Below are 12,842 nucleotides of genomic sequence, written 5' to 3'. Positions count from 1 at the left end.
CTCTCCGTGGAAATCTGGGCATGCCGAACACTCCCCCCGGTGTCTGACGGTGCTTCCCTCACGGGCGCCTGCGCGGCGCGGTACGGCGGACACGGCGCGAAGGAGCGCCGCATCCATGAGCACATGACTTCGGATCTGAACCTAGCCCCCGAGGCTCCCCGCTATTCGGGCTCCACCCGGGGTCGACTGCTGAACACGACGGTACGAGGCCGGAGTTGACTACAGCTAGAGCGAAATTCAACGCGTATGGAATTCAATCCGGGAGGACAGCCCAGAGCTACGGCCACCGGGTTCACACCGAGAAAGGGCCGACCGCCATGCATGCACCACCGCACTACGCGGATCCCGACCCCTGGACCGAACGCGCCGCCTGCCGAGACACCGACCCCGAGACCTTCTTCCCTCTCCCAGGAGCGTCGGGCGGCGTCGACAAGGAGGCCATCGCCAAGCGCCTGTGCGGGAGCTGTCCAGTGGCCCGGGAGTGCCTGCGCGAGGCACTGCTCAACGACGAGGGCGCCGGGATCTGGGGCGGCTTCAACGCCCGGGAACGGCGTGAACTGATGCGCATCGCCGACACGTTGGAGGCGACCAGCGCGCAACTGGCCGCGTACCTGGCGGGCGGCGGGCACCGGATCAGCGCGACGCCCCGGGAGCGGCCGGCCTACGTGTGGTACCTGCGCCGGCACGGCTGGACCCCCCGCCGGATCGCCGGCGCGCTCGGCGTCAGCTTCGGTCAGGTCCAACAGGCTTGGCAGCTGGCCGAGTTGGCGTCTTCCTGCACGCGCGGTCCGGTGAGCGGCATGCCGAATCCACGGGCGCCGAGAAAGAGGGTGCGCAGGACCGGGACGGCCGAAGGACAGGGGGTGGTCGGCGCCGAACGCCCTGCCATACGCGGCAGCGCCTCCCCCGGCCGCGCCCCCCTCAAGGGCTACCGCCTCCTGCCCGGCACAGCCCGCCGCCTCCCGGCCGTCACACAACATCCGGCGGGGCCGATCACCGGCGACCGGAACCGGGTGTTGCCGGGCGCCGGGGAACGAGGGCGCACCCCCCTCCCACCCGACCGCAACCGCGCTGCCCCAGGAGGCGGCGAGCGAAGCGGCGCACCCCTGGGCTCCGTCGCCGGGGACCGGAACCGCGTGTTGCCGGGCGCCGGGGAGCGGGGACGCGTGCCCCTCTCACCCGGACGCAACCGCGCTGAGCCAGCGGGCGGCGAGCGAAGCCGCGCACCCCAAGGCTCCATCACCGGCGACCGGAACCGCGTGATCCCGGGCACCGGGGAACGAGGGCGCACCCCCGTCCCACCCGACCGCAACCGCGCCGCCCCAGGAGGCGGCGAGCGAAGCCGCGCACCCCAAGGCTCCATCACCGGCGACCGGAACCGTACGATCCCGGGCGCCGGGGAGCGGGGACGCACACCCCTCACACCCGGAAGCAACCGCCGCACACCCCCAGGCCCCATCAGCGCCGACCTCAACCGCACCGTGCCCGGCGGGCGGGAGCAACGCGCGCCCCGGACCCGTATGCCCGGCACGCCCGGCACACCCGAGCGCGGGCGGGCACCCATGACCGACAACGGCGGTCGGCCGCCGATCGACTCCAGCCGTGCCCGAGCGCCGTTCAACGCCGAGCCCGACCGGGTGCCGAGCGCCACCGCCGGCAGCCGGGGCACACCGGCACCGCACGGTGCCGACCGCCGTCAGGCACCGCTCACGGGCGACCGCGCCCCGATGCCTCGCACCGGTGACACGCGGCGTCCGCCCACCGGCGCCGGGCCTGTCCAGGCCCCGGCTGCGGGCCATTCGGAGCGTGCGGGGTCGGCGGTCGGCGGCGAGCGCGCCCCGCGCCCCGGCCAGCGGCCGCGCATCTCGGTCTTCCCGGGGCGTGCCCAGGTACCGGCAGCGAAGAGCGGTACCTCCACACCATCCTCGGACCGGCGACCAGGCGTCTCGGTCCCCCCTGGGCGTGCCGCGGTACCGGCGGGGAAGACCCCTACCCCCGCACCATCCTCGGACCGGCGACCAGGCGTCTCGGTCCCCCCTCGGCGTGCCACGGTACCGACGGGGAAGACCCCTACCCCCGCACCACCCTCAGACCGACGCCCCCGCGTTTCGGTCTCCCCCGAACACGCCCAAGCACCCACCGGACAGCCCCCCACCCCCACACCACCCCCAGACCGACGCCCCCGCGTCTCCGTCTCGCCCGGACGTGCCCCCGTACCGGCAGGAAAGACCCCTACCCCCACTCCCCGCGTCTCCGCCTCCCCCGAACACGCCCAAGCACCGGCCGAGAACGGCCGTACCCCCGTGCCGGCCGCGAAGGGCAACACCAACCGTCCCGACGGTGCCCAGGTGTCCGTCGTCGTCCGGCGGGCTCGTGTGTCCGTCGTCGTGACGCGTGGGGGGAGCGCATGAGTGGGGGTGGAGCGGCGCAGGCTCGGCGGCTGGCCGGGACGGTTGTCACGGAGGACGGCGCCGAGATCGTCGTATACACGCATGGCGCGCCGGACGCGGAGGCGACCGTCGTGCTGTCGCACGGGTGGACCATGTCCGCGCTGGGGTGGCGGCCGCACATCGATGCGTTGACCCGGCCACGGCCGGGGTTTCCGGCGCTGCGGGCGGTGAGTTACGACCAGCGCGGGCACGGGCGGTCGACCCGTGGGCGGGCCGTGCTCGACATGGAGGTGCTCGGGCGGGATCTCGAACTCGTCCTGCGCCAGGCGACCGTGCCCGAGGACGGGCCCGTCCTGGTGGTCGGTCACTCCATGGGCGGCATGGCCGTGCAGCAACTCGCGGCCGTCCGGCCCGAGTTGATCGGGACGTGGGTGTCGGGCGTCGGGCTGTTCTCGACCTGTCTGGACGAGGTGGGGCCGGTTCCGGCCGAGCCGCCGGACCGCCCCGCGCACCGCCGTACCCACGCCGAACGCTGGCTCGCCGACGGGCTGTTGCGCTCGCCGAGCTGGGCCAAGGCCGTGCACCGGCTGCTCACCGGGCCGCTGTCCCACCCCTCGGCCGCCCCGCTGTGGCGCGCGCTGTTCGGGCCCGGCCCGCAGACCGAGACGGTGCGCGCCGACGCCCGGTCGCTGCGCGACATCCCGCCGTTGACCGTGGCCGAGTTCTACGCCGCTCTGACCCTGCACGACTGTGCGGGCCGCCTGGGCGCGCTGGGCCGGGTGCCCACGCGCATCCTGGTCGGCGCGCTGGACTGCTACACACCGCCTGCCCAGGCCGCACGACTGGCCGACGACATCCCGGGAGCGACCTTGCACACCGTGCCCAACCAGGGCCACGACCTGCCCTACGAGCGTCCCGTCCTGGTCGTGGAGACCGTTCAGGCTCTCCTGCGAGACCTGCGAGACCTGCGCGACCTGCGCGAGACACCCCGGACGCCGGATTCGGACCTCGCCCAACCGATGGCGGCCGCACAGTGACGCGGCCCGGGAACGGACTGCGCGCCGATGTGCTGGCGGCGCGCCGGATCGTGGTGAAGGTGGGGTCGTCGTCGCTGACCACGGCGGTCGGCGGCCTGGACTCGGACCGCGTGGACGCCCTGGTGGACGTACTCGCGCGCACCCGGGCCGCCGGCACCGAGATCGTGCTGGTCTCCTCGGGCGCGATCGCCGCCGGACTCGCGCCGCTGGGGCTCGCCGAACGGCCCCACGACCTGGCCGGGCAGCAGGCCGCCGCCTGTGTCGGCCAGGGGCTGCTGGTGGCCCGGTACACGGCCTCGTTCGCCCGGTACGGGCTGCGGGTGGGCCAGGTGCTGCTGACGGCCGACGACATCGGCCGCCGCGCCCAGTACCGCAACGCCTACCGCGCGCTCGCCAAGGTGCTGTCCATGGGGGCGGTGCCGGTGGTCAACGAGAACGACACCGTGGCCACGGCGGAGATCCGCTTCGGCGACAACGACCGGCTCGCCGCCCTCGTCGCCCATCTGGTCCGCGCCGACCTGCTGGTGCTGCTGTCCGACATCGACGGCCTGTACGACGGCGACCCCCGGCGTCCCGGCACGCAGCGCCTGACGGACGTCCACGGTCCGCAGGACCTGGCGGGTGTGGAGATCGGCGGCGCGGGCAGTTCGGGTGTCGGCACCGGCGGCATGGTGACCAAGGTGGAGGCGGCGCGGATCGCCACCGCGGCGGGCGTCCCGGTGATCCTCACGGCCGCCCGGCACGCCGCCGACGCGCTGGCCGGGCGGGAGACGGGCACCCTGTTCCACCGCACCGGCGACCGCAGCGCCGACCATCTGCTGTGGCTGGAGCACGCCAGCAGCCCGCGCGGAACGGTGCAGTTGACCGAGGACGCGGTGCGGGCGCTCGTCCAGGGCCGCGGCGCGCTGCCGGCCACCGGCGTGAGCCGGGTGGCGGGCCAGTTCGTGGCGGGCGACCCGGTGGAACTGCTCGACGAGGACGGCCAGGTCGTCGGCCGGGGCCTGGCCTCGCTCGCCTTCCAGGAACTGTCGCTGCTGCGCGGCCGTTCGGGCCGCGAGGTGGTCCACCAGGACGACCTGGTCCTGCTCCCGGGCGCCGCCCGCAGCGGGCTCCCCGCCCAGCTGCGCCGGCAGGTCAGCGTGCGGGTCCTGCCCGCGCGTGAGTTCGCGGCACAGGACACCCAGTCCGGGTGAGGGCACAGCACGGCGCGGCGCCCACCGGTGGAGACCGGACGGGCGCCGCGGAGCCGTGCGCCCCGCAAGGGGCGGGTCGCTCAGTCGATGCTGCGCACGATGTGGAACTCGGCAGGGTCGTCGTCCACCCCGGCAAGCCCCAGCGGCGGGGCGGCCTGCGCGATGGGCTGCCGGCCGCGCCGCGAGTCGTCCCGGTACAGGAGCCAGACCGCCGGCTTCCTCTTCCTGATGATGCGTATCTGCATGAACGGACCTCCCCGTCTACGGCAGCGGGGCGGCGACTCCGCCCCGAGTGTGACCGTCGCCCACCAGGACGTACTTGGTCGTGGTCAACGCGGTCAGCCCCATGGGGCCGCGCGCGTGCAGCTTCTGCGTGGAGACGCCGAGTTCGGTCCCCAGACCGATCTCGCCGCCGTCGGCGAAGCGCGTGGAGGCGTTGACGGCGACGACCGCGGTGTCCAGCGAGGCGACGAAACGACGGGCGGCGGACTGCGAGTCGGTGACGATCGCCTCCGTGTGCCCGGTGCCGTGGCGGCGGATGTGCTCGACGGCCTCGTCCAGGGAGCGCACGACGGCGGCGGAGATCTCCAGGGAGAGGTACTCGCGGTCCCAGTCCGCGTCGGTGGCCGGTACGACCGTGTCGTGGCAGGCCCGCACCCGTCGGTCGCCGTGCACGATCACGCCGCGCCGGGCCAGCTCGGACAGGGCGCGGGGCAGGAAGGCGGGCGCGACGGCCTCGTGGACGAGGAGCGACTCGGCGGCGTTGCAGACGGACGGCCGCTGCGTCTTGGCGTTCAGCAGGATCGCCAGCGCCTTGTCCAGGTCGGCGTGTTGGTCCACGTAGACGTGGCAGTTGCCGACGCCGGTCTCGATCACCGGGACGGCGGCCTCGCGCACGGTGGTCCGGATCAGGTCACGGCCGCCGCGCGGGACGAGGACGTCCACCAGGCCGCGCAGCGACATGAGTTCGCGTACCGAGGCGTGGGTGGTTCCGGGCACCAGCTGGACCGCGTCGACCGGTATGCCGGTGTCGGCGAGCGCCTGGCGCATGGCCGCGACGAGGGCGGTGTTGGTGTGGTGGGCGGTCGACGAGCCGCGCAGGAGGGCGGAGTTGGCGCTCTTGAGGCAGAGGGCGGCGGCGTCGACGGTGACGTTGGGGCGGCCCTCGTAGATCATGCCGACGACGCCGAGGGGGACCCTGATCCGCCGTACCTCAAGGCCGTTGGGCATCACGGAGCCTTCCGTGCTCTCGCCGACCGGGTCCCGCTCGGCCGCGAGGAAGCGCACCGTCCGGGCGAGGGAGGCGAGTTGGTCGCGGGTCAGGCTCAGCCGGTCCAGGACCGTCGCCGAGAGCCCGGCCTCGCGGGCGGCGGCCACGTCCCGTTCGTTGGCGGCCAGGATGTCCGCCGGGTCCACCGTCAGCCGGCGGGCGATGGCGAGCAGCGCGGCGTTGCGTTCCTCGCCGCTGGTGGCGGACAGCCGGCGTGCGGCCACGCGGGCGGCCCGGGCCGCGGCGCGGACTTCGCCGTCCGGGGGCGGTGCGGGAGTTCGAGCGGTCAGCGAGGCATCGGCGGTCAACGGTCGTCCCCGCCCTGCGGTACGGCCCGGGCATCGGCCTGGAGCTCGTCCTCGTCCGGTACGGTGCCGGACAGCTCGGCCAGCATCACCCAGGCCAATGCCTCGGCCTCCTCCGGACGGACGGTGAGACCAGGACCCGCCGTGCTGCTCATAGGTACTCCCTGGGGTGTGCGGGTGCGTGCGGCTGCCGCCGTGGCGCAGGGCGAGAACTCAACGTGCGGTGAGGTCGCCTACTTAGGAGGCTGGCACGCGGTCCGAGCTGCGACAACCCGTCTTCCTCCGGGCACGACCGGCGCTCCGCCAGGGCTTGAGTCCTCGCTCGCCCGCGGGTGGGTGGGGGTCGGTCGCGCGGCCCCGCGCTCCTATCGGGGCGCCATACCGCTCGCCTCGCCCGACGCTGCGGCCACCGTCGGCCGCCGCGACCGTATGCCCCAGAAGTGGCCGCCGGGGGCGGCGACTTGGGGGCGGGAGCCCTCGGGGGCGGCGTGGGCCTCGGCGCGGGCGAGGACGAAGACGCCGCGGGCCGCGGCGAGGGCGGCGGTGAGGGCCGCGAGCACGGTGAGGGGGTCCGTGGCGTAGCGGTCGCCCAGGACGGCGACGCCGATGACGACGGCGAAGACGGGGTTCACCAGGGTGACGGTGGCCAGCGGTGCCTCCAGGCCGCCGCGGTAGGCGAGTTGGCACAGCAGCAGTCCGGCCGGCGCGAGGCCGATCACTCCGCCGGCCACCAGGACGGTCGTGGCGAAGGTGCCGGATCCCTCGCCGGTCACCTGGAGTACGGCGGTCTGCGCCAGGGCCGAGGCCGCGGCGAAGGCGACGCCGGCGGCGGCCCCGTACGACAGACTGCCGAGCCCCGGCCGCCGGGCGACGGCCGCCGCGACCGTCGGTATGCCCATGGCCACGGCGGTCAGGCCGACGACGCCGACCAGTTCACGCGCGTCGAGGGTGCGGCTGGTGCCGGCGGAAGGGACCAGTGCGAGCAGCCCGACCACGCCCGCCACGGTCAGCGCCGTGCCCGACCACTGCGCCGGGGTCATCCGGTGCCGCAGCACGGCGGAGGACAGCAGCGGGGCCGCGACCAGGGTGAGCACGCCGAGCATCTGGACGGTGACGAGCGAGCCGTAGCGCAGGGCCGCGGTGTGCAGTACGGCGCCCAGCGCGTTGAGCAGGATCGAGATCCACCACGCGCCCGAGCGGCGCAGACCGGTGCCGTGCGGCCCGCCGGCCTGGAGGGCCGCGACGCGCTGGCCCACGGCCGCGGCGGCGTAGGCCAGGGCCGAGGCAGTGCCGAGCGCGAGAACCGAGAACACGGTGTTCACGACGTCCTTTCACCGCGCCGGGCACGGAGCGATCTTTCGTCTTTCCTTATTTCATCCTCCGTTGAAGTCTACGGGCGCTGAATTAGCCTCCGCAACCGAGGCCGGGCCCGGCCCGAACACATTGGCAGGTCAACGGGCCCGAGCCCAACGGGCGTTCGAGACGGACTCCATCGGACGTCCACGGGGATTCCTGCCCCCGCTCCTACCCTCGCGACACCCATCTCGCCCGCAACGACACCCGGACCATGGAGAGTTGGTATGGCCTACGTCATCGCCCAGCCCTGCGTCGACCTCAAGGACAAGGCCTGTATCGAGGAGTGCCCCGTCGACTGCATCTACGAGGGCCCGCGGAAGATGTACATCAACCCCGACGAATGCGTCGACTGCGGGGCCTGCGAGCCCGTCTGCCCGGTCGAGTCGATCTTCTTCGAGGACGACCTCCCCACCGAGTACGCGGACTTCCGCAAGGCCGACGCCGAGTTCTTCGCCGAGCTCGGATCGCCGGGCGGCGCGCGCGGGCTCGGGCCCGTCGAGCAGGACCACGCCCTGGTCGCGGAGCTGCCGGTGACCGCCAAGCCGTGACGTTCGGGTGAGTTCCCCGGCTGTTCACACGGCCCTCGTTGACGTACGTCCGCCACGTCCATAGCTTCGTGCCCGCCTGACATCACGTCAGTCTTCGACGGGGTTCCACTGAGGAGAGGGGCGGACGTGCGGCTGAGTCTTCGGGGTGCGGGGGTGACGCTCGCCCTGGTCGCGGGCCTGCTGCCCGTCTCGTCCGCGACCGCCTCCGCGGTGACCTCGGCCGAGCCGCTGCCCTTGGAACGGCTCTTCGACAACACCGCGGTCAGCGACGACACCCGCCCCGGCGAGGCCGACTTCGACGGCTCGGGCGCCTCCCTGTCGGCGCAGGACCTGGCCGCCGCCGGCTGGAACCCCGGCCGCACGCTCACCGTGCAGGGCGCGCCGCTCGACTGGCCGCGCCGGTCGGCGGGCGGGCCCGACAACGTCCGCGCCGACGGTCAGAACGTCCGCGTCCGCGGGCGCGGCGACGCCCTCGCCTTCCTCGTCACCGGCACGGCCGGTGACCCGGTGAGCGGCTCCGGCACGGTCGCGTACGCGAACGGCAGCCGCACCGGGTACCGGCTGACCGCCCCCGACTGGCGCACCGGCCCGCTCGCCACGAAGGCGCTGGCCCTGCCGCACATCAACACACCCGTCGGCCAACTCGCCGAGCGGGCCCGGCTGTACGTGGTGACGGTGCCGCTCGCCGCGGGCCGCGAGGTCGCCTCCGTACGGCTGCCGCGTGCGGCCGGGATGCATGTGTTCGCCGTGTCGGTGCGGGACACCGGCCGTGACTGGACCGGCAGTTGGGCCACCGCGACCGGCGGCTACGCGGCCGTGGGCCCGTGGACCGACCGGACGCTGCGGCTGGTGGTGCACAGCTCCGCGGGCGGGCCGCGGGTCCGCGTCCGCTTCGACAACACCTTCGCGGCGGCGCCGGTGCGGATCGGCGGCGCGACGGTGGCGGTGCAGGCGTCCGGCGCCACCCCGGAGGGCACGCCGGTGCCGCTGTCCTTCGGTGGTGCGGCCGGCGCCGAGATCCCGGCCGGTGCCCAGGTGTTCAGCGATCCCCTCGGCTTCGACGTGCCCGCGGACACCAATCTCCTGGTGAGCTTCCATCTGCCCGGGACGGTGACGGCGGCGCCCGTGCACCGGCTCGCGCAGCAGCGGTCGTATCTGAGCGAGCCGGGCGACCACACGGCCGACGGCTCGCCCACGGCGTACACCTCGACCCTCACGAGCTGGCCGCTGCTGGGCGCGGTCGACGTGGGCGGCGGGCCGGGGTCCGTGGTGCTGCTCGGGGACTCGATCACCGACGGCGACAAGTCCACCCTCGACGCCAACCGGCGCTGGCCGAACGTGCTGGCGTCCCGGCTGCTCGCCCAGGACGCGGTGCCGCACTACGGCGTGCTCAACCAGGGGATCTCCGGCAACCGGGTGGTCTCCGACCGCTATCCCGGCGACGGGGTCTCCACGGACACCGCCGGGGTGAGCGCCCTGAACCGGTTCGACCGGGATGTCCTCGCCCAGCCGTCGGCGCGTACGGCGGTGGTGTTCGAGGGCGTGAACGACGTGCGCTGGGGTGCCACGGCGGACCAGGTGATCGCCGGGCTGCGGGAGATCGCGGACCGGGGGCACGCGCGCGGGCTGCGGATGCTGGCGGCGACGATCGTGCCGTGCGAGGGCGAGGCGCGGTGCACGGCCGCCGCCGACGCGGAGCGCGTCGCGGTGAACGCCTGGATCCGGGACGCCGGGGTGTTCGACGGCGTCCTGGACTTCGACGCGGTGCTGCGGGATCCGGCGGACCCCGCGCGCATCCTGCCCGCCTACGACAGCGGCGACCATCTGCACCCCGGGGACGCGGGGCTCGCCGCGCTGGCGGAGTCGGTGGACCTGGGTCTGCTGCGGCCCTGACCTACACGTCCAGGTCCACGACCACCGGCGCATGGTCGGACGCGCCCTTGCCCTTGCGCTCCTCGCGGTCCACGTAGGCGTCCTTGACCGCCTTGGCGAACGGCTCGTTGCCGTAGACCAGGTCGATGCGCATGCCGCGGTTCTTGGGGAAGCAGAGCTGGCGGTAGTCCCAGTACGTGAAGGGGTGGTCGTACTTCAGGGGGCGGGGCACCACGTCGGACAGGCCCGACTCGCGCAGGGAGGCGAGGGCGGCGCGCTCGGCCGGGGTGACGTGGGTGAGGCCCTCGAAGGCGGCCGTGTCGTAGACGTCGTCGTCCGTCGGGGCGACGTTGTAGTCGCCCATCACGGCGAACGGGCGGCTGCCGCCGGCGTCGCCCGCGACGGCCGCCTTGAGGGCCTCGAACCACTGGAGCTTGTAGGCGTAGTGCGGGTGGTCCACCTCGCGGCCGTTGGGCACGTACACCGACCAGACGCGGACCGGGCCGCAGGTCGCGGAGATGGCGCGCGGCTCGACCGAGCCGTCGTAGCCGGGGTCGCCGGGCAGGCCCTTGACGACGTCCTCGATGCCGACGCGGGAGAGCACCGCCACGCCGTTCCACCGGCCGGTCGCGTGGACCGCCGTCTCGTAGCCCAGCTCGCGCAGCTGGTCGACGGGGAAGGCGGCCTCGGCGACCTTGGCCTCCTGGAGGCAGAGCACGTCGGTGCCGCTGCTCTCCAGCCAGGCCAGGAGCCTCGGCAGGCGGGCGGTGATCGAGTTCACGTTCCAGGTCGCGATGCGCATGCTTCACAACCTACCGGGCGCCACTGACACTCACACCGACGCGCTCTCCCCCGGCGCCAGCCGCAGGTGCTCGGCGCCGCCGAGCGCGCCGATCTGGTTGTCGTAGATGGGGCGGGCGAGGTCGGTGAGCAGGGCGTCGTGGATGTCGTAGGCGCGCTGCGGCTTGACCTCGCGGACGTAGTCGATGACCTCGGAGATCTTGCTCCAGGGCGCCATGACCGGGAGCATCAGCGTCTCGACGGGGTGGTCGGGGACGGTGAGGGCGTCGCCGGGGTGGAAGACACGGCCGCCGTCGAGGAGGTAGCCGACGTTGGTGATGCGCGGGATGTCCGGGTGGATGACCGCGTGCAGTTCGCCGTGCACCTGGACGTCGAAGCCGGCCGCGTTGAAGGCGTCGCCGTGGCCGACGGTGTGCACGCGGCCCGGGAAGGCGGCCGAGATCTTCTCCGCGACCGACTTCAGGGTCCAGATCTCGGCCGCCGGGTTGGCCTCCATGGCCGACCGCAGCCGCTGTTCGTTGAAGTGGTCCGGGTGCTCGTGCGTGACGAGGATCGCGTCCGCGCCGAGGGCGGCGTCCTCCTCGCTGAAGACTCCGGGGTCGAGGACGAGCGTGCGTCCGTCCTTCTCCAGGCGGACGCAGGCATGCGACTTCTTCGTGAACCTCATGGCACCATCCTGCCCCCGGCCCTTCCCGGGGGCTCACTCGGCCGGGGTCGTCTCCTCCTGCACGACCTGCTGCGCCACCTTGAACGCACTGTTCGCCGCCGGTACGCCGCAGTAGACGGCGGCCTGCAGCAGCACCTCCTTGATCTCGGCGGGCGTGAGGCCGTTGCGCAGGGCGGCCCGGGTGTGGAAGGCGAGCTCCTCCAGATGGCCGCCGGCGACCAGGGCGGTGAGGGTGACACAGCTGCGGGTGCGCCGGTCCAGGCCCGGCCGGTCCCAGATCTCGCCCCATGCGTACCGGGTGACGAACTCCTGGAAGTCGCCCGAGAACTCGTCGGCCTGCGCCAGCGCCCGGTCGACGTGCGCGTCCCCCAGCACCTCGCGGCGCACCTTGATCCCGGCGTCGTACGGGTCGGGGCGGCCGCCCGTCGTCTCCGGCGGCGCGACGGGCGGGGCGATCTCGGCGATGGGCACCGGCTGCGCGGGTACGGACGTCGCCGCGGCGAGGACCGGCGTGACGGGGGTGGCGGGGATGGCGACCTGGCCGGTGGTCGAGTCGTAGGCGGGCTGCCAGGCGGTGGAGAAGTGCCGGACCAGCAGGTCGGTGACGGCGGCGGGCTGCTCGACCGGCACCAGGTGGGAGGCCCCGGGTACGACGGCGAGGCGGGCGTCGGGGATGCCGGCGACCAGGGTGCGGGCCTCGGCGGGGCCGGTGACCTGGTCGTCCGAGCCGACCAGGACGAGGGTGGGTACGCCGACGTGGGCCAGCTCGGCCCGTACGTCGAAGGAGGCCAGCGCCTCACAGGAGGCGATGTAGCAGCCGGGGTCGGTGGTGCGGACCATCTGCACGGCCCAGTCGGTGATGGCGGGCTGGGCGGCGGCGAAGCCGCTGGTGAACCAGCGGTCGGGCGAGGTCCGGGCGATGGGGTCGAGGCCGTTCGTCCGTACGACCACGCCCCGTTGGCGGAACTCGTCGGCCGTGCCGAAGCGGGGCGAGGCGGCGATCAGGGCGAGCGAGGCGAGCCGTTCGGGGTGGCGCAGGGCGAGTTCGACGCCGATCGCGCCGCCGAGCGCGCAGCCCGCGTAGCCGAAGCGCTGCACGCCGAGGGCGTCCAGCGTGACCAGGAGCCGCGAGGCCAGGTCGGCGACCGAGCCCGCGGGGTGGGCGGGGGCGCCGCCGTGGCCGGGGAGGTCGAAGCGGAAGACACGCCACTGCTGCGTCAGTTCGGGGACCTGACGGTCCCACATGTGCCAGGTGGTGCCCAGTGAGGGACCCAGGATCAGGACGGGGGCGTCTTCCGGTCCGTCAAAGCGGTATTGAAGGGTGTTCGTCATACTCTCACTCACCCGGCTCACGCTCCCACATCTCACAACAGCCCCCATACCGGGGGTGGTGAGGATGTGGG

Annotated in this window: 12 protein-coding genes; 5 read left to right on the top strand and 7 right to left on the bottom strand. The window is 73.9% G+C overall.

Features of this window, described 5'->3' with window-relative positions; genetic code table 11:
* The first annotated feature begins 317 nt into the window (after positions 1 to 317).
* From AB0Q90_RS36185 to proB, 3 genes are read left to right on the top strand one after another with little or no spacing between them, the layout of a single operon-like run.
* Positions 318 to 2,411 (top strand): WhiB family transcriptional regulator, encoded by a 2,094-nt coding sequence (locus AB0Q90_RS36185; RefSeq protein WP_363158433.1) that lies wholly within the window; start codon positions 318 to 320, stop codon positions 2,409 to 2,411.
* The gene (locus tag AB0Q90_RS36180) at positions 2,408 to 3,427 is read left to right on the top strand and encodes an alpha/beta hydrolase (RefSeq protein WP_363158434.1); all 1,020 of its coding nucleotides are present in this window, start codon (positions 2,408 to 2,410) and stop codon (positions 3,425 to 3,427) included. Before AB0Q90_RS36185 ends, AB0Q90_RS36180 begins: the two co-directional genes overlap by 4 nt.
* Before the next feature lie 29 nt (positions 3,428 to 3,456).
* Positions 3,457 to 4,620 carry a glutamate 5-kinase gene (gene proB / locus AB0Q90_RS36175; protein WP_363158691.1) on the top strand — a complete coding sequence of 388 codons (1,164 nt, stop codon included), beginning with the start codon at positions 3,457 to 3,459 and terminating at the stop codon, positions 4,618 to 4,620.
* A gap of 80 nt (positions 4,621 to 4,700) precedes the next feature.
* Here proB and AB0Q90_RS36170 read toward each other — a convergent pair whose 3' ends face one another.
* The 4 genes from AB0Q90_RS36170 to AB0Q90_RS36155 form a co-directional block, all read right to left on the bottom strand.
* The gene (locus tag AB0Q90_RS36170) at positions 4,701 to 4,865 is read right to left on the bottom strand and encodes a hypothetical protein (RefSeq protein WP_363158435.1); all 165 of its coding nucleotides are present in this window, start codon (positions 4,863 to 4,865) and stop codon (positions 4,701 to 4,703) included.
* Between the two features lie 16 nt (positions 4,866 to 4,881).
* Positions 4,882 to 6,198: a glutamate-5-semialdehyde dehydrogenase gene (locus tag AB0Q90_RS36165; protein WP_363158436.1), complete on the bottom strand. Its 1,317-nt coding sequence runs from the start codon at positions 6,196 to 6,198 to the stop codon at positions 4,882 to 4,884.
* Entirely contained in the window at positions 6,195 to 6,350 is a 156-nt protein-coding gene (locus AB0Q90_RS36160) for a hypothetical protein (protein ID WP_363158437.1), read from the bottom strand. Before AB0Q90_RS36160 ends, AB0Q90_RS36165 begins: the two co-directional genes overlap by 4 nt.
* Positions 6,351 to 6,560: 210 nt before the next feature.
* Positions 6,561 to 7,517, bottom strand: coding sequence for a hypothetical protein (locus AB0Q90_RS36155; RefSeq protein ID WP_363158438.1), 957 nt, complete (start codon positions 7,515 to 7,517; stop codon positions 6,561 to 6,563).
* Between the two features lie 258 nt (positions 7,518 to 7,775).
* Here AB0Q90_RS36155 and fdxA point away from each other — a divergent pair, with 258 nt between their 5' ends.
* Positions 7,776 to 8,099 carry a ferredoxin gene (gene fdxA, locus AB0Q90_RS36150; RefSeq protein ID WP_363158439.1) on the top strand — a complete coding sequence of 108 codons (324 nt, stop codon included), beginning with the start codon at positions 7,776 to 7,778 and terminating at the stop codon, positions 8,097 to 8,099.
* A 132-nt stretch (positions 8,100 to 8,231) separates the two neighbouring features.
* Complete coding sequence (locus AB0Q90_RS36145; RefSeq protein WP_363158692.1) at positions 8,232 to 9,992, top strand: SGNH/GDSL hydrolase family protein; 1,761 nt, start codon at positions 8,232 to 8,234, stop codon at positions 9,990 to 9,992.
* Position 9,993: 1 nt separating this feature from the next.
* Here the strand turns inward: AB0Q90_RS36145 and AB0Q90_RS36140 are convergent, their stop codons facing one another.
* Genes AB0Q90_RS36140 through pcaC form a run of 3 tightly spaced genes read right to left on the bottom strand, consistent with a single transcriptional unit; the run spans position 9,994 to position 12,783 of the window.
* The gene (locus tag AB0Q90_RS36140) at positions 9,994 to 10,773 is read right to left on the bottom strand and encodes an exodeoxyribonuclease III (protein ID WP_363158440.1); all 780 of its coding nucleotides are present in this window, start codon (positions 10,771 to 10,773) and stop codon (positions 9,994 to 9,996) included.
* A gap of 30 nt (positions 10,774 to 10,803) precedes the next feature.
* Positions 10,804 to 11,439, bottom strand: a complete 636-nt coding sequence (locus AB0Q90_RS36135; RefSeq protein ID WP_363158441.1) for an MBL fold metallo-hydrolase — start codon at positions 11,437 to 11,439, stop codon at positions 10,804 to 10,806.
* A 33-nt stretch (positions 11,440 to 11,472) separates the two neighbouring features.
* Entirely contained in the window at positions 11,473 to 12,783 is a 1,311-nt protein-coding gene (pcaC, locus tag AB0Q90_RS36130) for a 4-carboxymuconolactone decarboxylase (protein ID WP_363158442.1), read from the bottom strand.
* Between the last annotated feature and the right edge of the window lie 59 nt (positions 12,784 to 12,842).

The sequence above is a fragment of the Streptomyces sp. NPDC079141 genome, assembly GCF_040686775.1.
GTDB lineage: Bacteria > Actinomycetota > Actinomycetes > Streptomycetales > Streptomycetaceae > Streptomyces.
This window is presented reverse-complemented; position numbering and strand designations above follow the sequence as displayed.